Here is a 23,851-nt window from a genome sequence, read left to right as displayed (position 1 = left end):
TTAATAATACGTGGTCAGCGGCACATTGCCGTTTTCCTTGCCCGCGTCCATCTTCACGCTGTCTATCCACTGCACCGCGCGTCCTGCGCCGAGAATCACGCAGTCCTCCGGCTCTTCCGCAATGCGCACGCGCATTTTCGTCTGCTTCGAGATAAGCGTGTCCAACCCACGCAGCTTCGCGCCGCCGCCTGTCAGCACAATGCCTGCGTTGCCGATGTCTGCCGTCAGCTCCGGCGGCGTCTCCTCCAGCACACTCTGAATTTTGTGCACAACCTTCACAACAGATTCCAGCATGGCTTCGCCAATCTCGTCGGAGGTCACTTCCACCTTTGCAGGCAGGCCGTTGCGCTCGTCTCTGCCGCGCAGCTCGTATTTTTCAATATCCTTCAGCGGGAACGCGCAGCCCACGGCGCACTTTGCCGCCTCTGCCGTCTGCTCGCCGATAATCAGGTCAAACTTTCTGCGCGCGTATTTGATAATATCCTCGTTGAACACCGCGCCGCCCACGGCAATGCTGCCGCTTGCGGAAAGGCGATTCATCGAAAGCACGCCGATGTCGCTCACACCCTCGCCGAGCGTGACAACCATGCTGCCGTGCGGACGGGAAATATCCAGCCCCGCACCAATCGCCGCCGCCACCGGCGCTTCGATCAAGCACACCTTGCGAATGCCGTTCGCCGCCACAGCGTCCACCACCGCACGGCGCTCCACTTCCGTAATACCGCTCGGTACCGCCACAACGGCGCGCGGCATGAAAACGCGGCTGTTCGTCACCTTTTTCAGGTAGTGCTGCAGCGTCGCGTCCATCAGCGTCAAATCGGAAATCACACCGCCCGTCACGGGCTTGACCACGCGCACGCGATCGCTCGTTCTGCCAAGCATTTTATACGCGCGGCGGCCCACGGCCACCACACGGTTAGAGTCTTCATCTACGGCGATGACGTTCGGTTCATCCACCACAACACCCTTGCCGTCTACATATAATCTGAAATTTGCCGAACCCAAATCGATCGCAATATCCGTACCGGCCATGGTACCATCCTCTCGCGTTATACTGTCCTTTATTTTACATGACTTTTTCCCGTTTTGCAAGGTCTAATCGACCGTCGCGCACGAAACACAACCCACATAGTCCGCCCCGTTTCGGTACAACACCTTTGCGCATTCCACGGCCGTCGCGCCGGTCGTCACGATATCGTCCAAAAGCAGAATGCGCAGCCGCGCCGCACCCTCCGCGCGGTACGCCCCACGCACATTCGCTTCACGTTCCTTGGCGCTCAAATTGTGCTGCGTGCGGTTGTGCTTCGTCTTCTCCAAAATATCCGTGCGGCACGGAATACCCGTCAGCTTCGATACCTCTTTTGCAAGCAGCACCGATTGATCGTACCCGCGCTGTTTCAGCCTCTCCCGGCTGATGGGAACCGGCACAATACAGTCCCAAACCCGGTTTTTATCGATCGCCGGCAGCATTAACTTTGCAAGCGGTTTCGCAAGGTTCGTCCCGTTTTTGAACTTGAACCGCCACAAGGATGACCGAAACGGCTCCTTGTACCGCTGCGGCGCACGGCATTCCAGCGTGTAATCCCGTCTTCCTGCATGCAACGCGAAAAACCGCATGCGAATATCCGGCTGCAGCTTCGCGCAGTCCGCGCACAACTCGTTCCCGTTCACCGCTCCCGCACGCCCGCACAAAAGACATCGCTTCGGGTAAAAGAACGTGAGAATCTTCTCTAAAACGCTCATGCTTCCGCTTCCTCATTCTGCTCCGGCCCGTCTTCCTCCGGCTTTTCGAGCAAAAAGTGCTGCAAGCCGGAAAACCGCCGCGTCTTTTTATCGTTCGCCACCATATCGGCGACTACACTGCGCTTGCCAACCAAAATCAGCAGCTTTTTCGCACGTGTAATGCCCGTATACAGCAAATTTCGGTAGCTCAGCTGCGGCGCGCCCGGGAACATCGGCATCACCACCGCCGTAAACTCGTTGCCCTGGCTCTTATGTACCGTCACGGCGTAGGCGAGCTCCAGTTCTGCTGCCGCGTGCTCAAAATCATACAACACCTCTTTGTCGTCGATTTCCACACGCAAACAACCGGCATCTTTGTCCACATCGATGATGATGCCCATGTCGCCGTTATATACGCCTTCGCCCACCGTGCCGTCTTCGCGGCTCCACGGCAGGTTGTAGTCATTCTTGATCTGCATCACCTTGTCGCCCTCGCGGAAAACCGTGCCGTTCACCGTCACCTGCGGCTTGTTTTTCGCGGGCGGGTTAATCTGCTCGCGCAGCTTACGGTTCAGCTCCACCGTGCCAAGCTCGCCCTTGCGTCCCGGGCATAATACCTGAATGTCCGTCACCGGCGAATACCCGTAGCTTTTCGGCAAGCGCGTCACCACAAGCGACTGCACCGTCTCCGAAACGGAGTGCGCATCCTCGCGCGGCATAAAAAAGAAATCGTTGCTGCGCACGGAAAGCTCCGGCATCTCGCCCTCCACAATCTTGTGCGCGTTTATCACAATGAGGCTCTCCATCGACTGACGGAAAATCTCCTTCAGTTGCACTGTTGGGAATACCTTCGACGCAATAAGGTCTCCGATGACATTGCCCGGCCCAACGCTCGGCAGCTGGTCGCTGTCGCCGACCAAGATCAAACGGCAGCCGATGGGCAGCGCGCGCAGAACGCTTTCAAACACATACGCGTCCACCATGGAAAGCTCATCGATGACCACTGCGTCACACTCCAGCGGATTGCGCTCGTTTCTCTGGAACACCGGGTCATCGTTGTCGTCCCAGTCCACCTGTAACATGCGGTGAATGGTCTTCGCCTCCACGCCCGTCAGCTCGGACATGCGCTTCGCCGCGCGCCCCGTCGGCGCCGCCAGAAATACCGTCTCGCCTTTTTCCATCAAAATGCGGATAATCGCGTTCAGCGTCGTCGTTTTGCCTGTGCCCGGGCCACCCGTCAAAATCAAAAGACCCTTTTCCAGCGCCGCGCGGATCGCATCCTTCTGCAATTCGGCGTACTCGATGCCTTCTGTGCGCTCGATTTCCGCAATCTCCCGGTCGATGCCCGTAATGGATTCCGGCGGGTAGCGCAGCATCATATGGATGCGGTCGGCGCAGTACACCTCGCTGCGGTGCTGCTTCGGCAAAAACACGAAGTCACGCCCGTTAAAATTCTCGTTCACCGCCTCAAACGTCTGGCACAGCTTAAGTAAAGCCTCCTGCGCACTCTCCGGCGGCACGCCCAAAAGCTTCGCGGCCGCCGCGCACAGTTTATCCGCCGGCAGGCACGTGTGCCCGTTATTCAAATTGTGCCGCAGCACATACAGCACGCCCGCCTTCACGCGCTCCTTGTTGTCGCGGTCATACTCCAACGACTCCGCCAGCTGATCCGCCACCGCAAACGAAATGCCGATCTTATCGCTGCACAGCCGGTACGGGTCTTCCTGAATGCACGCCACAGAGTCCTGCCCGTACACCTTCCACACCTTCACGGTGTCCTCCGGGCGCACGCCAAAGCTGCCGAGGAATGCCATCAAATCGCGGATGCCGTTCACGCGCTGCATCTCCTCGGAGATTTCTTTCGCCTTTTTCAGCGTGATGCCCTTCACGGTTGCAAGCCGCGCCGGATCTTCCTCAATCACCTTAATGGATTCATCGCCGAACGCTTCTATAATTCGCCCCGCCAGCGCGCCGCCGATGCCCTTCACCGCGCCGCTCGAAAGGTATTTCAGCATCGCCGCCGTGTCCGCCGGACGGGAGCGCTCAAACGCCTGTGCGCGGAACTGCTGCCCGAACGTCGCGTGCGATGTCCACGTGCCATACAGGTGCAGCCGCTCCCCCACACTCACATACGGGAACGTCCCCACCACCGTGATGAGCTCTTCGCCGCAATCGACCTCCAACACCGTGTACTGGTTGCTGTCGTTGTGGTAGACGATATTTTCCACGCTGCCTTCCATTTCCAGCAGCCCGTTTTCCTGCGGCATCGGTTGCGCCTCCTTGATTTATCATCAAAACAAATCCTTTTGGGTTTGTTTTATTTCACTTTTCGCGCAAGCGAAAAATTTCACAATACGTAAGTATTATTTCACATTCGGCAAAGCCGAATATTTCACTGAAACATTACTGCCTTCATTACTTAAATTTCTACGCTTCTATTATAGAACATTCTTTCGTGTTTGAAAAGCCCCAATCTCCGCAAACGGGTATTTTTGCACAAGTCTGCGGATAATCGCGTCGATCTCCGGGTCGTTTGTCGGGTTTAGGCACACAATACGGCACATGCCGTATAAATCCAGCCACTTCACGCGTTCCAAAACACTGCGCACAATATACTCTGCGTCGTCCGCGCGGCGAATCGTCGCATACACCGTAAACGGCAGCGCATCCTCCAGCATTTTCGAACGTGTCACGCGCAGGCAAACGCTCCGCACAGCAAATAAAAAGATACACAGCGTAAACGCGCACACCAAAGCAATCCCGATAGGCTCCATAAAAACACCTCCGCGCCAGTCTATGACGCGAAGGTGCATTCGGTTCTTATTCTGTTTTGTGCAAATTAAAGCACGGCAGCCTTCAGAGCCTCGACCTTGTCAGTCTTCTCCCACTGCACGCCGAGCTCCTCGCGGCCCATGTGGCCGTAAGCGGCGAGCTGACGGTAAATCGGGCGGCGCAGGTCGAGGTTGCGGATGATCGCGTTCGGGCGCAGGTCAAAGACCTTCTGCACAGCCTCGGCAAGCTTGGAATCCTCCACCGTGCCGGTGCCGAACGTATCGACCATAACGGAAACCGGGTGTGCAACGCCGATGGCGTATGCAAGCTGCACCTCGCACTTCTTTGCAAAGCCCGCAGCTACAATGTTCTTTGCAACATAACGTGCCGCATATGCAGCGGAACGGTCAACCTTCGTCGGGTCCTTGCCGGAGAATGCACCGCCGCCGTGACGACCTACGCCGCCGTACGTATCGACGATGATCTTTCTGCCGGTCAGACCGCTGTCACCTACCGGGCCGCCGATGACAAAACGGCCGGTCGGGTTTACATAATACTTTGTGTTCTCATCGATGAGCTCCGCCGGAACGATCGGCTTCACAACATATTCGATCATATCCTTGCGAATCTGCTCCAGAGAGACAGCCTCGCTGTGCTGCGTGGAAATAACGATGGTGTCGATGCGCTTCACCGTGTCGCCGTCGTATTCCGCCGTCACCTGCGTCTTACCGTCCGGGCGGAGGTAGTCAAGCGTGCCGTCCTTGCGGACTTTTGCCAGCTGCTTTGCAAGCTTATGCGCCAAAGAGATGGTCAGCGGCATCAGCTCCGGGGTCTCATCGCAGGCATAGCCGAACATCATGCCCTGGTCGCCCGCACCAATGAGGTCGTCCTGGTCAGCGGCGCCGTTTTTCGTCTCAAGGGATTCGTTCACGCCCATTGCAATGTCCGGGGACTGCATGTCAATGGAGGTCAGCACCGCGCAGGTCGCACCATTGAAGCCCGCATCCGGAGAATCGTAACCGATCTCTTTGATGACTTTACGCGCAATCGCATCGATGTCCACATAGCACTCGGTGGAAATCTCGCCCATCACGTGCACCATACCGGTCGTCGCCGTCACTTCGCAAGCTACATGCGCGGTCGGGTCTTTCGCCATGATGTCATCGAGAATTGCATCGGAAATCTGGTCGCAAACCTTGTCCGGGTGGCCTTCGGTCACGGATTCAGATGTAAAAAGATGTTTGTTATTCATGTTTTGCTCCTTTACTCTTTTCACTCACAGCCCCCACAAGGAATTTTAGGAAAAAAAGAACCGCTCAAAAGATGAGCGGTTCAAAATCCTCATCTTTCGGCATTGCCATGCCGCAGGAATTAGCACCTTGCAAAATGCAGGTTGCCGGACATCAAAGGGCCTGTTCCCTCCGTCACTCTTGATAAGGGCATATTCATTTTTGACTGTAAAAAAGTATAACACAGTTTTTCGCAAATAGCAAGGGAAAAAAACGCAGAAAATCCCGGTTTTATACCGACAAATTCCGGCATATCATACGACTTTGCCGTTGATGACCGGCTCCAGCTTTTTATATACCAGAATCGTGATAACCGCACTGATGAGCCCCTTGCAGAACGTAAACGGCAAGTTAAAGATCAAAAGCGCCTGCCACAACTCCTGCACGGACGGATTGATTGCCTGATACATGCCCATAATGGCCTCCATCGGCATCACATTCGTGTAGATCGGGTAAATGATGAACAGATTCGAGAAGAATCCCAGCACCGCCATCAAAAGTGCGCCAACAACAGAGCCCACAATCGCGCCGCCGTAATTGCGGTGGTGGCGGTAAATCAACCCCGCCGGCACCACAAACGCAGAACCGATAATGAAGTTCGAGAGCTCACCCACACCGCCGGTGATGGTCTGCGAAAGCAGTACAAGGTTTTTCACAAAGCAAACGGCAACGCCGCTCACCGGGCCAAGCGTAAACGCCGCGATCAGTGCCGGCAGCTCGGAAAAGTCGAGCGAAATAAAGCTCGGCATAAACGGCAGCTGGAAGTGTAAAAACATCAAAACGGTCGCAATCGCCGCCAGTACGCCGGTCATTGCAATTTTACGAATATTCACATTGGAAGTTTTTGCAGTATTTACGGTCATAAATGTCAGAACCTTTCTGTATGAATATCAGGCAGCGCAAGGAAATTCACTCGCGCTTGTATTTTCCCTTTACGGGAAAACACAAATCCGCGCAGCGCCGCCTTTAGAATGCCGCATAAGCCATGTGCATTCCCAACTTATACTATGTCAATACAGAAACGGGGGTAAGAATCAAAAAAGCACCCCACGAAAACTCGCGGGGTGCCGAAATCCTTTTGATTCACGTTTCTTCTATCATCCGGACTATACCGTCGGCTCCGGAATCACACCGGATCAGCGCAAAACTGCGGTCGCGGGCTTATGCCAAAGGCATTTACCGCCGGTGAGGAATCACACCTCGCCCCGAAGAAAATGATGAGATTTTAGTTTGAGCAAAAATTACTCGTTGATACCCGTAACAACGCCGGAACCAACAGTTCTGCCGCCTTCACGGATAGCGAAGCGAAGACCCTCTTCGATAGCGATCGGGGTGATCAGCTCAACGTCCATGACAACGTTATCGCCAGGCATGCACATCTCGGTGCCTTCCGGCAGAGAGATAACGCCCGTAACGTCGGTGGTACGGAAATAGAACTGCGGACGATAGTTGTTGAAGAACGGGGTATGACGGCCGCCTTCGTCCTTGGTCAGAACGTAAACCTGGCCCTTGAACTTGGTGTGCGGGTGAATCGTGCCCGGCTTGGACAGAACCTGGCCGCGCTCGATGTCGGTTCTCTGGATACCACGGAGCAGAACGCCGATGTTGTCGCCAGCCTCAGCAAAGTCGAGGAGCTTGCGGAACATTTCGATGCCCGTAACAACGGACTTTCTTCTCTCGTCGGTGAGGCCGATGATTTCGACTTCGTCAGACATCTTCAGAATGCCACGCTCAACTCTACCGGTAGCAACAGTACCACGGCCGGTGATGGTGAAGACGTCCTCAACCGGCATCAGGAACGGCTGGTCAGCCTTACGTTCCGGGGTCGGGATGTAGTCGTCAACAGCATCCATCAGGTCGAGGATGCACTTGTACTCAGGAGCGTTGACGTCCTTGGACTCGCTGGTGAGTGCGAGGTAAGCGGAACCCTTGATGATCGGGGTGTCATCGCCCGGGAACTCATACTCGTTCAGCAGGTCACGGATCTCCATCTCAACAAGCTCGAGGAGCTCTTCGTCGTCAACCTGGTCGCACTTGTTCATGAATACAACAATGTACGGAACACCAACCTGACGGGAGAGGAGGATGTGCTCACGGGTCTGCGGCATCGGGCCGTCAGCAGCGGAAACGACGAGGATAGCGCCGTCCATCTGTGCAGCACCGGTGATCATGTTCTTAACATAGTCAGCATGGCCCGGGCAGTCAACGTGAGCGTAGTGACGCTTGTCCGTCTCATACTCAACGTGAGCGGTGTTGATCGTGATACCACGCTCTCTCTCTTCCGGAGCCTTATCGATCATGGAGTAATCCTCGAACTGTGCCTGGCCCTTCAGAGCGAGAACCTTCGTGATAGCAGCAGTAAGAGTAGTCTTACCATGGTCAACGTGACCGATTGTACCGATGTTTACATGGGGCTTATTTCTTTCGAACTTAGCCTTTGCCATTGGAATTGCCTCCTTTTATTCAGTAAAATAACCTTTTGAGTTTATTACCATTGTAGCAACAAACCGCAAAAAAATCAAGTAGTATTTCGCTTTATTCAGCCTTTTTTCTGGAAGCGATGATCGTTTCAGAAACAGACTTCGGAACTTCAGCGTAGTGAGAGGGCTCCATGGTGTACTGACCACGGCCCTGGGTCTTGGAACGCATATCCGTTGCGTAGCCGAACATCTCAGACAGCGGAACTTCGCTGGTGATCTGCATAGCACCCGGAGTAGCCTCCTGATTCTGCATGATGCCGCGACGGGAGTTGAGGTCACCGATAACGTTGCCGAGGTATTCCTCCGGAACGGTAACAACAACCTTCATGATCGGCTCCATGATGACCGGATCAGCCTTGCGCATAGCATCCTTAAATGCCATGGAACCGGCGATCTTAAAGGCCATTTCAGAGGAGTCAACTTCATGATAGGAACCATCATACAGCGTGACCTTCACGTCAACAACGTTGTAACCAGCAAGTACACCGGAGAGCATTGCGCCCTGGATACCCTGGTCAACAGCCGGGATATATTCCTTCGGAACCGTACCGCCGACAACTGCGTTGACGAACTCGTAGCCCTTACCCGGGTTCGGCTCAATACGGATCTTAACGTGACCGTACTGGCCCTTACCGCCGGACTGACGAGCGTACTTCATATCGGAATCCGCATTCTTGCGGATCGTCTCTTTGTAAGCAACCTGCGGCTTACCGACGTTAGCCTCAACCTTAAACTCACGCATCAGACGGTCAACGATGATCTCCAAATGGAGCTCACCCATGCCGGCGATGATGGTCTGGCCGGTTTCTTCATCGGTATAGGCCTTGAAGGTCGGGTCTTCTTCTGCGAGCTTTGCAAGTGCAATGCCCATCTTTTCCTGACCGGCCTTGGTCTTCGGCTCAATCGCAACACGGATAACCGGATCCGGGAATTCCATGGACTCAAGGATGATCGGGTGCTTTTCGTCGCAAAGGGTATCACCGGTGGTGGTGTTCTTCAGACCGACTGCAGCAGCGATGTCGCCTGCGTAAACCATTTCCAGATCCTGTCTGTGGTTTGCGTGCATCTGAACAATACGGCCGATACGCTCGGTGTTATCCTTTGTGGAGTTGTAAACGGTGGAACCAGCCGTAAGCGTACCGGAGTACACACGGAAGAAGCACAGCTTACCGACGAACGGGTCCGTAGCAATCTTAAATGCAAGAGCGGAGAACGGCTCCGTATCGGAAGAGTGACGAACGTCCTCTTCTTCGGTTTCCGGGTTTACACCTTTAATAGACGGAACATCCGTCGGAGCCGGCATGTAATCAACAATCGCGTCCAGAAGCTTCTGAACACCCTTGTTCTTATAGGAAGTACCGCAGGTAACCGGAACCATCGTGTTGTTGATGGTGGACTTGCGGATGCAGGTCTTGATCTCATCGATCGTGAGCTCTTCACCCATGAGATACTTCTCCATGAGTGCGTCGTCCTGCTCGGCGACATGCTCGATCATCTCGGTGTGATACTTCTCTGCGAGCTCTTTCATGTCTTCCGGAATCTCTTCGCAACGGATATCCTTGCCGAGATCATCATAGTAGACATAAGCCTTCATTTCCACGAGGTCGATGAGGCCCTTGAAGGTATCTTCAGAGCCGATCGGCAGCTGGATCGGTACAGCGTTGCACTTCAGTCTCTCGCGCATCATGTTGACAACGCGGTAGAAATCAGCGCCCATAATGTCCATCTTGTTGACATACGCCATACGCGGAACCTTGTATTCCTCAGCCTGACGCCAAACGGTCTCAGACTGCGGCTCAACGCCGCCCTTTGCGCAGAAAACCGTTACGGAACCATCGAGAACACGCAGGGAACGCTCAACTTCAACGGTGAAATCAACGTGGCCCGGGGTGTCGATGATGTTGATACGGTTCTGGTGACCGTTTCTGTCCGGCCAGAAGCACGTCGTAGCAGCGGAAGTGATCGTGATACCTCTCTCCTGCTCCTGTGCCATCCAGTCCATCGTAGCGGAACCGTCGTGGGTCTCGCCGATCTTGTAGTTGACGCCTGTGTAATAAAGGATACGCTCGGTCGTTGTTGTTTTACCGGCATCGATGTGCGCCATGATGCCGATATTTCTTGTAAATTCAAGTGGTACCTGACGGGCCATATAATCCTCCTTAATACGTTTACAGGTAAATTACCATCTGTAATGTGCGAAAGCCTTGTTGGCTTCTGCCATCTTATGCGTATCGTCACGCTTCTTAGCAGCGCCGCCGGCGCCGTTCAGAGCGTCAAGGATCTCTCCGGCCAGTCTCTCCTTCATCGTCTTTTCAGAACGAAGTCTGGAATAGCTCGCCATCCAGCGCAGACCCAGGGTCTGACGTCTCTCCGGACGAACCTCGATCGGAACCTGATAGTTCGCACCGCCAACACGGCGTGCCTTAACCTCCAGGCTCGGCATTACGTTCTCCATAGCCTGCTCGAAAACCTCCAGAGCGTTCTTGCCCGTCTTCTCTTCGACGATCTCGAATGCTTCGTAAACGATCTTCTGAGCTACGCCCTTCTTACCATCATACATGATGTTGTTAATCAGGCGTGTGACCAGTTTGGAATTATACATAGGATCCGGCAAAACATCGCGTTTTGCTACATTGCCTCTTCTTGGCATAGTCTTCCCTCCTTCACATAATAGTATGAATTCATCGGTACTCGAAAGCACAAGCTCCCGCCGGCTAAGAAAAGGTATTTACGCACGATAATCAGTAGCTTATCTATTATAAATACCCTTAAAGCGAATTTCGCTTTTCCGGTCAAAAGTTCATTGTGTAACGATTAAATTTGGCTCTTTAAAGAAATTACTTCTTTGCAGCGCCGGCCTTCGGTCTCTTAGCGCCGTACTTGGAACGAGCCTGCATACGCTTTGCAACACCCTGCGCGTCAAGCGTGCCGCGGATGATGTGGTAACGTACACCAGGAAGGTCCTTAACACGACCGCCACGGATCATAACAACGCTATGCTCCTGCAGGTTGTGACCAACACCCGGGATGTAAGCGGAGACTTCGATACCGTTGGAAAGACGGACTCTGGCAATCTTACGAAGTGCGGAGTTCGGCTTCTTCGGGGTAGCAGTCTTAACAGCAGTGCAGACACCGCGCTTCTGGGGAGAATCCTGATCGATAGCAATTCTCTTCTTGGAGTTCCAACCCTTCAGCAGTGCCGGCGCCTTTGCCTTCTTCTCGGAAACTGCGCGACCTGTGTGAATCAACTGGTTAAATGTGGGCATATTGCACCTCCTTACACAATTTCTATATATGTCATGCGGGTTTATATTGCCCGCAGAACATGCGCCTATACAAAACAGTATCCTGTCCGTACAAAAATCGCGCGGACAGGTCTGTTTTATGCGGTTTCAAAGGCGGTTCTGGCAGAAATTCTCAGATTCCATGCCCACAACACACCATTTGACATTATACACCGCTCATTATTCGTTTGTCAAGCCCTCTTCTGCATTCTGTGCGGAAGTTTTTTCCTCAAAGCTGTTCAAAGCGGCTACGGCCTCCTGGCTTAAAGAGCTGCTCGGCGCCGTCGGCGCAATTTCGACATTGGTGTAGCAGTCCATGCCGGTGCCGGCCGGAATCAGCTTACCGATGATGACGTTCTCCTTCAGGCCAAGCAGCGGGTCTACCTTGCCCTTGATGGCGGCGTCGGTCAGCACGCGTGTGGTCTCCTGGAAGGAAGCAGCGGAAAGGAAGGACTCGGTCGCCAGAGATGCCTTCGTGATACCGAGCAGCGTCGGCGTGAATGTCGCCTCGCGCAGGCCGGTTTCGCCGTTTGCAATTCTTGCGGCGATCTTCTCGTTTTCAAGAAGCGTGTCGTTCTTATCGACGAGCGCGCCGACGAGCAGCGGCGTGTCGCCCGCGTCTTCAATGCGCACCTTGCGCATCATCTGACGAACGATAACTTCGATGTGCTTATCGTTGATATCAACACCCTGCATACGGTAGGTGCGCTGCACTTCCTCAATGAGGTAATCCTGCACCGCCTCCGGGCCGCTGATGGCGAGCACGTCGTGCGGGTTGACGGAGCCTTCGGTCAAGCGGGTGCCCTTTTCAACCACATCGCCCTCTTTTACGCTGAGGCGTGCGCCGAACGGGATGAGGTAGCTGCGCTGGTCGCCATCGCCGCGAACGACAATGTGGCGGTTCTTCTTGACCTCTTCAAAGCCGATCGTACCGCCGATCTCTGCGATGATTGCGAGATGCTTCGGCTTGCGGCTTTCAAACAGCTCACTGACACGCGGAAGACCCTGCGTGATATCTTCTGCGGATGCAACACCGCCGGTATGGAACGTACGCATCGTCAGCTGGGTACCCGGCTCGCCGATGGACTGTGCGGCGATGATACCAACCGCCTCGCCGACCGTGATCGGCTGGCCGTTTGCAAGGGAGGAACCGTAGCACTTCTTGCACACGCCGTGACGGGTGCGGCAGTTCAAAATAGAGCGGATCTTGATGTGCGTCGTGCCGCGGCTGATGATGAGGTCAGCTTCGGCGTCGCCAATCATCTTATCCTTAGAGACGAGCACGTTGCCATTCTCGTCACAGTAATCGTCAAGCAGGTAGCGGCCCACAATACGCTCCTTAAGCGGCTCAATGGACTCGTTACCGGATTTGATTTCGAACACTTCCAGACCCTCGGTCGTACCGCAGTCATCCTGACGAACGATAACATCCTGAGAAACGTCAACCAGACGTCTGGTCAGATAACCGGAGTCAGCCGTTCTCAGAGCCGTATCGGCAAGACCCTTACGAGCACCACGGGAGGAAATGAAGTATTCCAAAATGTTCAGGCCTTCACGGTAGTTCGCCTTGATCGGAATTTCGATCGTCTTACCGGACGTATTCGCGATCAGACCGCGCATGCCGGCCAGCTGACGGATCTGGTTCATAGAACCACGGGCGCCGGAGTCCGCCATCATGAAGATCGGGTTGTAACGGTCAAGGCCGTCCTGCAGGGCTTTCGTAACGTCGTTCGTCGCCTTTTCCCAGGTCTTCAGAACCGCGCTGTAACGCTCGCCGTCGGAGAGGAAGCCGTCGCGGAAATCTGCGGTAATCTCGCTGATCTCTGCCTCGGCCTTTGCAAGAATCTCCTGCTTCTGCGGCGGAATAGTCGCATCGCAGACAGCAACGGTGATTGCGCCGATGGTGGAATACTTGTAGCCCTGTGCCTTAATGGCATCGAGCATTTCGCTTGTGACCGCCGTGCCGTGCTTTTTGATGCACTTGTCAATGATCTTGCCGAGCTGCTTCTTGCCGACGAGGAAATCGACCTCAAACTTGAGGATGTTCTCCGGGTCGGTGCGGTCAACAAAGCCGAGATCCTGCGGGATCGGGCGGTTGAAGATCATGCGGCCCATCGTCGTATCGACAAGGCCCGTATATGTCTGGCCGTTGTACTCCACGGTTCTTCTGACCTTGATCTTGGAATGCAGCGTGATATATTTTGCGTCATACGCCATGAACGCTTCGTCCATGTTGCGGAATACCTTGCCTTCACCGGTCTCTCCGTCCTTATCGAGCGTAAGGTAATAAGAACCGAGAACCATATCCTGCGACGGGACCGCAACAGGGCTGCCGTCGGAAGGCTTTAAGAGGTTGTTTGCAGCCAGCATGAGGAAACGTGCCTCTGCCTGTGCTTCTGCGGAAAGCGGCACATGCACAGCCATCTGGTCGCCGTCGAAGTCCGCGTTGAATGCGGTGCAGACGAGCGGATGCAGCTTAATGGCGCGGCCCTCAACGAGGACCGGCTCAAACGCCTGAATGCCCAGGCGGTGCAGCGTAGGTGCACGGTTCAGCATGACCGGGTGGTTCTTGATGACAATTTCCAGTGCGTCCCAAACCTCGCTCTTCGCGCGCTCTACAGCCTTTCTTGCAGCCTTGATGTTGCCGGCGGCACCGGTCTCGACAAGGCGCTTCATAACAAACGGCTTAAAGAGCTCCAGTGCCATTTCCTTCGGCAGGCCGCACTGGTACATTTTCAGCTCCGGGCCAACAACGATAACGGAACGGCCGGAATAGTCAACACGCTTACCGAGCAGGTTCTGACGGAAGCGGCCCTGCTTGCCCTTCAGCATATCGGAAAGGGACTTGAGCGGGCGGTTGTTCGGGCCGGTGACCGGTCTGCCGCGGCGGCCGTTGTCGATGAGGGCATCGACGGCTTCCTGCAGCATACGCTTCTCGTTGCGCACGATGATGTCCGGCGCGCCAAGCTCGATGAGTCTCTTCAGACGGTTGTTTCTGTTGATAACGCGTCTGTACAGGTCGTTCAGGTCACTCGTTGCAAAGCGGCCGCCGTCCAACTGTACGAGCGGACGGATATCCGGCGGGATAACCGGCACGGCATCGAGGATCATCCACTCCGGGCGGTTGCCGGAGATACGGAAGGATTCCACAACCTCAAGACGCTTGAGAATGTGCACGCGCTTCTGTCCCTGCGCGGTTTCGAGGTCTTTTTTGAGCTCTTCGCTGAGCTTTTCGCAGTCGATATCCTCGAGCAGCTTCTTCACAGCTTCAGCGCCCATGGACGCCTCGAAGTCGTCCTCATATTTTTCACGCATGTCGCGGTATTCCTTTTCGGTGAGCGTCTGCATCTTAGAGAGCTCACGAACGGAACCCGGATCCGTAACGATGTAAAGTGCGAAATACAGAACCTTTTCCAGTACGCGCGGGGAAAGGTCAAGAATCAGACCCATGCGGGACGGGATGCCCTTAAAGTACCAGATGTGCGAAACCGGCGCTGCAAGCTCAATGTGACCCATGCGCTCACGGCGAACCTTGCTGCGCGTCACTTCAACGCCGCAGCGCTCGCAGACCTTACCCTTAAAGCGGATGCGCTTATACTTGCCGCAATGGCACTCCCAGTCCTTTGTCGGTCCGAAAATGCGCTCGCAGTAAAGGCCGTCGCGCTCCGGCTTCAATGTACGGTAGTTGATGGTCTCGGGCTTCGTGACCTCACCGTACGACCAGGAGCGAATCTGCTCGGGCGATGCAAGGCCGATCTTTATTGATTCAAAAACGTTAAACTCCATATATGCGATCCTTTCCTTTCACCCGAAATTAGAACTCGTCGTCGATGCCGTCAAACAAATCGTTATCGGAGCCTTCAAACTCATCATCGTCGCCGGTAGAGAAGAAGTTGTCCTCTTCCCCGTCTTCGTTCTCGATGGAATAGCCGTCGAAATCGCCGTCCGTTGCGACGTTTTCTTCATCAAAGACCTGATCGCCCGGGGTGAGACCCACATCATCGTCATCGTCGAAGCTCTGGCGCAGGTCAATCTCCTCGTTGTCCTTATCCAGTACCTTGATGTCGAGGCCGAGTGCCTGCAGTTCCTTGATAAGAACGCGGAAGGATTCCGGAATGCCCGGCTTCGGCACGTTCTGGCCCTTAACAATGGCTTCGTAGGTCTTTACACGGCCCACAACGTCGTCGGACTTCACCGTCAGAATCTCCTGCAGGGTGTAAGCCGCGCCGTAAGCCTCCAACGCCCAAACTTCCATTTCGCCGAAGCGCTGGCCGCCGAACTGCGCCTTGCCGCCCAAAGGCTGCTGGGTAACGAGGGCATACGGACCGGTGGAACGGGCGTGAATCTTATCGTCAACAAGATGATGGAGCTTGAGGTAGTACATGTAGCCAACGGTAACCGGGTTATCGAAATACTCGCCGGTACGACCGTCACGCAGACGGAACTTGCCGTCCTCACTCATGCCCGCCATGCGGAAGCACTCGCGGATATCCGCTTCGTGTGCGCCGTCGAATACCGGGGTCATAATCTTCCAGCCGAGTGCGTTTGCCGCCATGCCGAGGTGAACCTCGAGAACCTGTCCGATATTCATACGGGACGGAACGCCCAACGGGTTCAGAACGATGTCAAGCGGTGTACCGTCCGGCAGGAACGGCATCTCTTCCATCGGCAAAATGCGGGAAACAACACCCTTGTTACCGTGGCGGCCGGCCATCTTATCGCCGACGGAGATCTTTCTCTTCTGTGCGATATAGCAGCGCACGACCTTGTTGACGCCGGGGCTCAGCTCATCGCAGTTGTCTCTCGTGAAGACCTTAACGTCCACAATGGTGCCGTACTCGCCGTGCGGAACACGGAGGGACGTATCGCGAACCTCGCGGGCCTTTTCACCGAAGATGGCGCGCAGCAGGCGCTCTTCGGCGGTCAGCTCGGTTTCGCCCTTCGGCGTGACCTTACCAACCAGAATATCGCCGGCGTGAACCTCCGCACCCACACGAATGATGCCGCGGTCATCAAGGTCGCGCAGCAGATCTTCGTTGACGTTCGGGATGTCGCGGGTAATCTCTTCCGCGCCGAGCTTTGTATCTCTGGCTTCCATCTCATACTCTTCGATATGGATGGAGGTATAAACGTCGTCGCGTACGATTTTCTCGTTTAGCAGAACGGCGTCCTCGTAGTTGTAGCCTTCCCAGGTCATGAAGCCGATGAGCGCGTTCTTGCCAAGCGCGATCTCGCCGTTCTTAATGGCCGGGCCGTCCGCCAGAACATCGCCCACTTCAACGCGGTCGCCGCGGTTGACGATCGGGACCTGGTTGATGCAGGTGCTCTGGTTGGAACGCATGAACTTTGTGACGACATAGTCGTCGATATCGCCGTTATCGGTCGTCACGCGAATGAGGTCTGCACTGACGCTCTTAACGACACCTGCGCGTTCGCACAGGACGCAGACGCCGGAGTCGACGCCTGCTTTATACTCCATGCCGGTACCGACGATCGGAGACTCGGTGCGGAGCAGCGGAACTGCCTGACGCTGCATGTTCGCGCCCATCAGAGCACGGTTCGCGTCATCGTTTTCGAGGAACGGGATCATCGCCGTTGCAACGGAGAAGACCATACGCGGGGAAATATCCATGTAATCGACGCGGGTCGGCTCAACCTGAATGAACTCGCCCTTGAAACGTGCGAGAACGCTGTCGTTTGCAAAGGTGTTGTCTTCATTCAGCTTTTCGTTTGCCTGCGCAACGATGAACTCGTCTTCCACGTCCGCCGTCATGTAAACGACTTCGTTCGTAACCTTGCCCGTCGCCTTATCAATCTTTCTGTACGGCGCTTCAATGAAGCCGTAGTGGTTGATTCTTGCGAACGTTGCAAGATAGGAGATCAGACCGATGTTCTGACCTTCCGGGGATTCGATCGGGCACATGCGGCCGTAGTGTGTGTAGTGAACGTCTCGAACCTCGAAGCTCGCACGGTCACGGGAAAGGCCGCCCGGGCCCAAAGCGGAGAGACGGCGCTTATGCGTCAGCTCTGCCAGCGGGTTCGTCTGGTCCATGAACTGGGACAGCGGAGAAGAACCGAAGAATTCCTTGATCGCTGCAACGACCGGACGGATATTGATGAGAGAATGCGGTGTAAGGGATTCCATATCCTGACCTTGCAGCGTCATGCGCTCGCGGATCACGCGCTCCAAGCGGGAGAAGCCGATGCGGAACTGGTTCTGCAGCAGCTCGCCGACGGAACGGATACGGCGGTTGCCGAGCTGGTCGATATCGTCCGTAAAGCCGAGACCGACAGCAAGGCAGGTCATGTAGTTGATGGAGGAGAAAATATCATCAATGATGATGTGGTTCGGGATCAACTCGTCATGACGTGCGGTGAGCTGCTCTTTGAGCTTCTCTTCGTCGTCGCCGCACTCTTCGAGAATCTCGGAGAGCACTGCGTAGCGCACACGTTCGTTGATGCCGCACTCTGCCTCTGCATCAAAGGAAACGTATTTTGCGATATCGACCATGCCGTTCGAGATGACCTTCGTCTCCTTGTCGTCCTCAAGGGCAACCCAGGCGGTGGTCACACCGGCGTTGTCGATGTCTTCGGCAAGCGTGCGGGACACAACGGTGCCCGCCTCTGCCATCACCTCGCCGGTCGCCGGGTTGACGATCGGGCGGGAAAGCTGACGGCCGGTGATTCTGCCGGCAAGGTTCAGCTTCTTATTGTACTTATAACGGCCGACTCTGGAGAGGTCGTAGCGTCTCGGGTCGAAGAACAGGCCGTTCAAATGGAACTGCGCGCTTTCAACCGTGGGCGGCTCGCTCGGACGGAGCTTTCTGTACACCTCAAAGAGGCCTTCCTCCATGGTGTGCGTGGTATCCTTATCGATGGTCGCAAGGATGCGCTCGTCTTCGCCGAAGTATTCCTTGATCTCTTCGTCGGTGCCGAGACCGAGTGCGCGGATGAACGCGGTCATCGGAAGCTTTCTGTTTTTATCGATACGCACGTAGAGTACGTCGTTCACATCGTTTTCGTACTCCAGCCATGCGCCGCGGTTCGGAATGACGGTGGAAGAGAAAAGCTGTTTGCCTGTTTTATCGTACTCCATCTTATAATAGACGCCCGGAGAACGAACAAGCTGGGAAACGATAACACGTTCTGCGCCGTTGATCACAAAGGTGCCGGACGGTGTCATCAGCGGGAAATCGCCCATGAAGACTTCAGATTCCTTGATCTCGCCCGTTTCCTTGTTGAGAAGGCGTGCAGTGACGCGCAGGGCTGCCGCATAGGTAGCATCGCGCTCTTTGCATTCCGTTACCGTGTAATTGGGTTTTTCGTCGAGCTTGTAGTTCACGAAGTCCAGAACCAGATTTCCGTTGAAATCCGTAATGCCGGAGACGTCGTCAAAAACTTCCCTCAGACCTTCCTTCAGGAACCAGTCGTAGGAATTTTTCTGAATCTCGATCAGGTTCGGCATATCGAGAACTTCATTGATGTGCGAGAAGCTCATGCGTGTGTTCTTGCCAAGCTGTACCGGCTTAACATTCACCATTGACTCAACCACTCCATTCTTAGTATTTGACCCGTGTTTTTAAGCAAAATCACTTAAAAACGGCGGAAAGAATATCCGTTCATGTGAATTTTATAGATTATGCTTGATTATTTTTCGGAACTGTGTTATAATGCAGATCAGAGAAAGAAATGGCATATCTATCCATGATGATACATTGTAATATGATACACCGTATCTGTGGATTTGTCAAGCCTTTTCCCGAAATTTTTCGAGTTTTATTCCCTTTTTCTTTTCTCAAATTCCAAAGCAGAATAAATTGAATTTTGACCCGTATACCCGATAGCACATGGACCTTGTAAACTGCAATCGGGCTTTATTTTTATCCGCTGCTAATCATTTTAATTTGAGGAGGAACACTGTATGAAAAAGCATTTCGCAAAGCAGATTTTCGCCGCTGCCCTTGCAATCAGCTTCGTGTGCGGGCTTTCGGCATGCCGTGAACGCGAAGAAGAGCAACTCACGTTAAAGCCGGTGATTTATCTTTATCCGGAAGAAAAAACGGACATCTCGGTTACGCTCGCGTACGACGGAACGCTCACTTGCACCTACCCGAATTACAAAACCGGCTGGCATGTTTCGGCGAAACCTGACGGTACTCTGACGGACGAGGACGGCCAAACGTATAACTACCTGTACTGGGAAGGCACGGACAGCGCGGAATACGATCTTTCCCACGGCTTCTGCGTAGCGGGCAGCGACACCGCCGCTTTCCTCGAAAATGCCTTGCGCGACCTCGGACTCACCCGCAAAGAAGCGAATGAATTCATCGTGTACTGGCTTCCCCAGATGCAGGAAAATCCCTATAATCTCATCGCGTTTCAGTCCGACTGCTATACGCAGGTGGCGCAGCTGGATATCTCCCCCGCGCCCGACACGCTCCTTCGGGTCTTCATGGCGTGGAAACCGCTTGAAGAGAAAGTCGACATTCCCGCGCAAACGCTCACCGCTCCCGCCCGCGACGGCTTCACAGCGGTGGAATGGGGCGGCAGCCGCATAAACTGAACCGTAGCTCTTGCCCGTGCAGAGTCTCACAGCGTTCATACCGCTTAAAAACACGCAAAACCTTCCCGGTTTCCAAACGGAAACGAAACCGGGAAGGTTTTTGTTTTGTTTATGTTGAATTTTGGATGCCGAAGAAATTAAGTTAAAAAGCGAAAGCCACTTTCAAAACGAATGATTGCGTTTTAAGTATGTACTTGCGTGTACTTTTACGCGGATTCGCTTACGTTTCTGCCTCTTTCCCCTCGCCTTTTTCGTCCGCCTCGGTATCCTCGCAGGCACAGATGGACGCGAACGTGTAGGACTCCAGCTTATTGCGCACAAGCTGCGAGACCTCACCGTAGATGTGATGCAAACGGCACGAGGTGCGCTGGCAGCTGTACGCATCGCCCTGGCAGCGGGAAATCATATACGGCCCCTCCACCGCCTCGATCACGCTGCGCAGCGTGATCTCCTTCGGCGGCTTTGCAAGCTCATAGCCGCCCTTTGCGCCCTTATACGAGCGCACGATGCCGTCCGAAACGAGCGTGCGCAGAATCTTCAGCGTAAAGCGCAGCGTGACGCTTGTGCGCTCCGAGATCGTTTTGGCATCTGCGCGCCCGGGGTTCACGGCCAAAAATTCCACGATGCGGACTGCGTAGTCCGCTTCCAGTGTCATGTGCATGGTATGTGCCTATCCTTTCGGGATCAATCCAGAAAATCCTTCAGCTTCTTGCTGCGGCTCGGGTGACGGAGCTTTCTGAGCGCCTTTGCTTCAATCTGGCGGATACGCTCACGGGTGACATTGAATTCCTTGCCCACTTCCTCGAGCGTGCGGCTTCTGCCGTCCTCAAGGCCGAAGCGCAGGCGCAGCACCTTTTCCTCACGCGGGGTGAGGGAATCGAGCACATCGCCGAGCGTTTCGCGCAGCAGCGTATGGGAAGCGGCATCTGCCGGGGCCGGTGCGTCGTCATCCGGGATAAAGTCGCCGAGGTGGCTGTCCTCTTCCTCGCCGATCGGCGTTTCAAGGGAGACAGGCTCCTGCGCGACGCGCATGATCTCGCGCACTTTATCAACCGGCATATCGAGCTCGTCGGAGATTTCCTCCGCGGTCGGCTCGTGGCCGCTCGTGTGGAGCAGCTGGCTGGAGACCTTCTTCACCTTATTGATGGTCTCCACCATGTGCACCGGGATACGGATGGTGCGGGCCTGGTCGGCGATGGCGCGCGTGATGGCCTGACGAATCCACCACGTTGCGTAGGTGGAGAACTTGAATCCCTTTGTATAATCGAACTTTTCAACAGCCTTGATGAGGCCGAGATTGCCCTCCTGAATGAGGTCAAGGAACTGCATGCCACGGCCGAGATAGCGCTTCGCGATGCTGACGACAAGACGCAGGTTCGCTTCGGAAAGGCGCTTCTTCGCGGCTTCGTCGCCGTCCTTGATGGCGATGGCAAGGCGCACTTCTTCTTCGGAGGAAAGCAGCGGCACGCGGCCGATCTCTTTCAGGTAAACTTTGACCGGGTCATCGATGGCGACGCCTTCCATGCCCATGCCGGCATCAAAATCGTCCGTATCTGCGCCGGATACTTTGGAAAGGTCGATGTCATCAATCTGGATATCGCTGAAGTCATCGATAATCTCAATGCCGTGCGATTCCAGTGTATCATAGAATTTTTCAATGTGCTCCGGGTCGAAATCCAATTCGCCGATGGCGTCGAGGATCTCCTTTGTGGTGAGCTGGCCTTTGCTTTTGCCGAGCTCAATCAGATCGCGGATCACGGTTTTCTTATCGGGTGCTGCCATAGTTTATCATACCTTTCCTGTGTTTTCCCTTATTCCCTCGGCAGCGTCTGCACGCTGCCTTTTTATCTCCATTCTGTTTTAAAGCATAACGTTCCTATTTTTTCTGTTTGCGCAGTGCATCGAGCTGCGCCTGCAGGTCGGCGGGGTTCGCACCACGCACCTTATCGGTATCGGTCAACGCGCCTTCGCTCAAAATGATCTGCACGTATTCTTCCGCGTCTTTGGCGGTGATGCCGGCGTTTTCCTGCACAATCTTCGCAAGGCGGCCCATTTCGTCCGGCGTACATTCCGCCGAAAAGTCTGTAATCTGCGGTGATGTGACCGTTTCTTCGTTTATAATCTTGCCCAGGAGGCTCTGATATAACCGGCGATTGAACGCCGTCACGAATTTTTCGGGCGGCACGCGGCGGTTCAGGCTCTGTGCGAGGTCATTATTGTGGAAAAGGCACGCGATGAGCCGCTCTTCGGCGTTGGCCACGCGGACATAGCGGCGCTTTTCGGGGTTTACGGTATCGCGCCGCGCGGAAAGCTGCTCCGTCATGTCCCTTTGCTGCTGCCGCTGCGCCGCACGCGCTTTTTTGCGCACGGAAACGGACATCTGCTGCAAAATGGCGTTTTTGTCAACATTCAATTCCTGCGAAAGGCGACTGACGTACACGTCGCGCTCAATGGCGTTTTCAAGGCCCGCCAGCAGCTCTACGGCGGCCATCAGGTATTGAATACGCCCGTTTTCGTTGCTTAAATCATACCCGCTTTTCAGCTTTGCAAGGCGGTATTCCACATCGTTGCCGCTTTGCTCAATGAGCCTACGGAAACGCGCCGCGCCTTCATCACCGCATGCGTTGATGAACTCGTCCGGGTCTTTGTTGCCGGGCACGGCCATGACGCGCACCAAAAGCCCTGCGCCGCGCAGAATGGGAATGGCGCGCTGTGCGGCCTTTTGACCGGCTTCGTCGGAATCGTAGCAAATGACGACCTCTTTCGCATAGCGGGCAATGATGCGCGCCTGCTCTGCGGTGAGTGCCGTGCCGAGCGACGCAATGGCGTTTTCAATGCCCGCTTTGTGCAGCGAGATGACGTCCATATAGCCTTCAGCCAAAATGATGCGGTCGTTTTCGAGCGCGTTTTTTGCAAAATTCATCGCGAAAAGACCGCTGCTCTTGTGGTAGACCGGGGTATCCGATGTATTTATGTACTTCGGCTTTTCGTTTGTCAAAATGCGCCCGCCGAACGCGACCACGTTGCCGCGCAGATCAATGATAGGAAACATGACGCGTGCGTGGAAACGATCCATCGCGCGGCCGGAGCGCGTCTCCACCGCGACGTTCGCCGCAATCATCTCGCGCTCGGAATAGCCCTTGGAGCGCAGGTGATTAACGAGCGCAAAGCGGCTTTCCGGCGCCCAGCCGAGCCCGAAATGGCGGATCATTTTCATGGGCAGGCGTCTGCGCGCGAAATAATCAAGCCCCGGCTTACCCTCCGGGCTTAAAAGCGCGCTGTGGAAAAAGCGGGCGGATTCGCGGTTGATTTCCAGCACGCGCTGACGCAGGCGGCTCATGGAATCGTCCACGCCCTGCTCCGGCATTTGCAGCCCCACGCGGTCCGCGAGCATTTTCACGGCCTCGATGTAATCGAGATTTTCAATCTTACGGATGAATGTGATGACATCGCCGCCCGCGCCGCAGCCGAAACAGTAAAACGAGTTATTCTCCGGGTAGACGTTGAAGGACGGTGATTTTTCGTTGTGGAAGGGACACAGTCCCACCATGTTTTTGCCGCGCCGCTTTAGGTTGACATACGAGGAAACGATGTCTGTAATGTCGCAGCGCGATTTTAAGTCCTGCATAAAGGACTCCGGCAACGGCATTCCACCGCCCCCTTTCGTGACCGCCGGCGCGATGCCGTTGGGATTACGGGCAAAGCTCGGAGCAAAACGCCCTGATTTTTGCCCTCATAGTA

General features: G+C 54.9%; 16 protein-coding genes and 2 riboswitches. Of the genes, 1 reads left to right on the top strand and 15 read right to left on the bottom strand.

The window, feature by feature from the left end:
• The 12 genes from ACI0CA_RS06250 to rpoB form a co-directional block, all read right to left on the bottom strand.
• Complete coding sequence (locus tag ACI0CA_RS06250; protein WP_446806449.1) at nucleotides 1–1,032, bottom strand: rod shape-determining protein; 1,032 nt, start codon at nucleotides 1,030–1,032, stop codon at nucleotides 1–3.
• Nucleotides 1,033–1,095: 63 nt separating this feature from the next.
• Entirely contained in the window at nucleotides 1,096–1,743 is a 648-nt protein-coding gene (locus tag ACI0CA_RS06245) for a ComF family protein (protein ID WP_446806450.1), read from the bottom strand.
• On the bottom strand, nucleotides 1,740–3,989 hold the full coding sequence (locus tag ACI0CA_RS06240; RefSeq protein WP_446806451.1) for an ATP-dependent RecD-like DNA helicase: 2,250 nt from the start codon (nucleotides 3,987–3,989) through the stop codon (nucleotides 1,740–1,742). The genes ACI0CA_RS06245 and ACI0CA_RS06240 overlap by 4 nt, the downstream gene beginning before the upstream one ends.
• Before the next feature lie 171 nt (nucleotides 3,990–4,160).
• A complete protein-coding gene (locus ACI0CA_RS06235) occupies nucleotides 4,161–4,496 on the bottom strand; it encodes a hypothetical protein (protein WP_176821234.1) in 336 nt (111 codons plus the stop codon).
• 65 nt (nucleotides 4,497–4,561) lie between these two features.
• Nucleotides 4,562–5,746 (bottom strand): methionine adenosyltransferase, encoded by a 1,185-nt coding sequence (gene metK, locus ACI0CA_RS06230; RefSeq protein WP_308448144.1) that lies wholly within the window; start codon nucleotides 5,744–5,746, stop codon nucleotides 4,562–4,564.
• Between the two features lie 86 nt (nucleotides 5,747–5,832).
• A riboswitch (SAM riboswitch) is annotated at nucleotides 5,833–5,934 on the bottom strand.
• Nucleotides 5,935–6,037: 103 nt separating this feature from the next.
• Nucleotides 6,038–6,646 carry an ECF transporter S component gene (locus ACI0CA_RS06225; RefSeq protein ID WP_176821232.1) on the bottom strand — a complete coding sequence of 203 codons (609 nt, stop codon included), beginning with the start codon at nucleotides 6,644–6,646 and terminating at the stop codon, nucleotides 6,038–6,040.
• A gap of 222 nt (nucleotides 6,647–6,868) precedes the next feature.
• Nucleotides 6,869–7,000: riboswitch (FMN riboswitch) on the bottom strand.
• 24 nt (nucleotides 7,001–7,024) lie between these two features.
• Nucleotides 7,025–8,227, bottom strand: coding sequence for an elongation factor Tu (gene tuf / locus ACI0CA_RS06220; RefSeq protein ID WP_176821231.1), 1,203 nt, complete (start codon nucleotides 8,225–8,227; stop codon nucleotides 7,025–7,027).
• A 91-nt stretch (nucleotides 8,228–8,318) separates the two neighbouring features.
• Nucleotides 8,319–10,412 (bottom strand): elongation factor G, encoded by a 2,094-nt coding sequence (fusA, locus tag ACI0CA_RS06215; RefSeq protein ID WP_308448143.1) that lies wholly within the window; start codon nucleotides 10,410–10,412, stop codon nucleotides 8,319–8,321.
• 30 nt (nucleotides 10,413–10,442) lie between these two features.
• Nucleotides 10,443–10,913: a 30S ribosomal protein S7 gene (gene rpsG, locus ACI0CA_RS06210; RefSeq protein WP_176821229.1), complete on the bottom strand. Its 471-nt coding sequence runs from the start codon at nucleotides 10,911–10,913 to the stop codon at nucleotides 10,443–10,445.
• 187 nt (nucleotides 10,914–11,100) lie between these two features.
• A complete protein-coding gene (rpsL, locus tag ACI0CA_RS06205; protein WP_176821228.1) occupies nucleotides 11,101–11,529 on the bottom strand; it encodes a 30S ribosomal protein S12 in 429 nt (142 codons plus the stop codon).
• 198 nt (nucleotides 11,530–11,727) lie between these two features.
• Nucleotides 11,728–15,333, bottom strand: a complete 3,606-nt coding sequence (gene rpoC / locus ACI0CA_RS06200; RefSeq protein WP_446806452.1) for a DNA-directed RNA polymerase subunit beta' — start codon at nucleotides 15,331–15,333, stop codon at nucleotides 11,728–11,730.
• 28 nt (nucleotides 15,334–15,361) lie between these two features.
• The gene (gene rpoB, locus ACI0CA_RS06195; protein WP_446806453.1) at nucleotides 15,362–19,087 is read right to left on the bottom strand and encodes a DNA-directed RNA polymerase subunit beta; all 3,726 of its coding nucleotides are present in this window, start codon (nucleotides 19,085–19,087) and stop codon (nucleotides 15,362–15,364) included.
• 381 nt (nucleotides 19,088–19,468) lie between these two features.
• Here rpoB and ACI0CA_RS06190 point away from each other — a divergent pair, with 381 nt between their 5' ends.
• Complete coding sequence (locus tag ACI0CA_RS06190) at nucleotides 19,469–20,110, top strand: hypothetical protein (RefSeq protein WP_308448140.1); 642 nt, start codon at nucleotides 19,469–19,471, stop codon at nucleotides 20,108–20,110.
• A gap of 220 nt (nucleotides 20,111–20,330) precedes the next feature.
• Here ACI0CA_RS06190 and ACI0CA_RS06185 read toward each other — a convergent pair whose 3' ends face one another.
• From ACI0CA_RS06185 to dnaG, 3 genes are all read right to left on the bottom strand, one after another.
• A complete protein-coding gene (locus tag ACI0CA_RS06185; protein ID WP_308448139.1) occupies nucleotides 20,331–20,771 on the bottom strand; it encodes an RrF2 family transcriptional regulator in 441 nt (146 codons plus the stop codon).
• A 23-nt stretch (nucleotides 20,772–20,794) separates the two neighbouring features.
• A complete protein-coding gene (gene rpoD / locus ACI0CA_RS06180; protein ID WP_176821223.1) occupies nucleotides 20,795–21,892 on the bottom strand; it encodes an RNA polymerase sigma factor RpoD in 1,098 nt (365 codons plus the stop codon).
• Nucleotides 21,893–21,986: 94 nt separating this feature from the next.
• The gene (gene dnaG, locus ACI0CA_RS06175) at nucleotides 21,987–23,759 is read right to left on the bottom strand and encodes a DNA primase (RefSeq protein ID WP_308448138.1); all 1,773 of its coding nucleotides are present in this window, start codon (nucleotides 23,757–23,759) and stop codon (nucleotides 21,987–21,989) included.
• Nucleotides 23,760–23,851 lie beyond the last annotated feature (92 nt).

The sequence above is a fragment of the Hominenteromicrobium mulieris genome (assembly GCF_046197855.1).
GTDB classification, from domain to species: domain Bacteria; phylum Bacillota; class Clostridia; order Oscillospirales; family Acutalibacteraceae; genus Hominenteromicrobium; species Hominenteromicrobium mulieris.
This window is presented reverse-complemented; position numbering and strand designations above follow the sequence as displayed.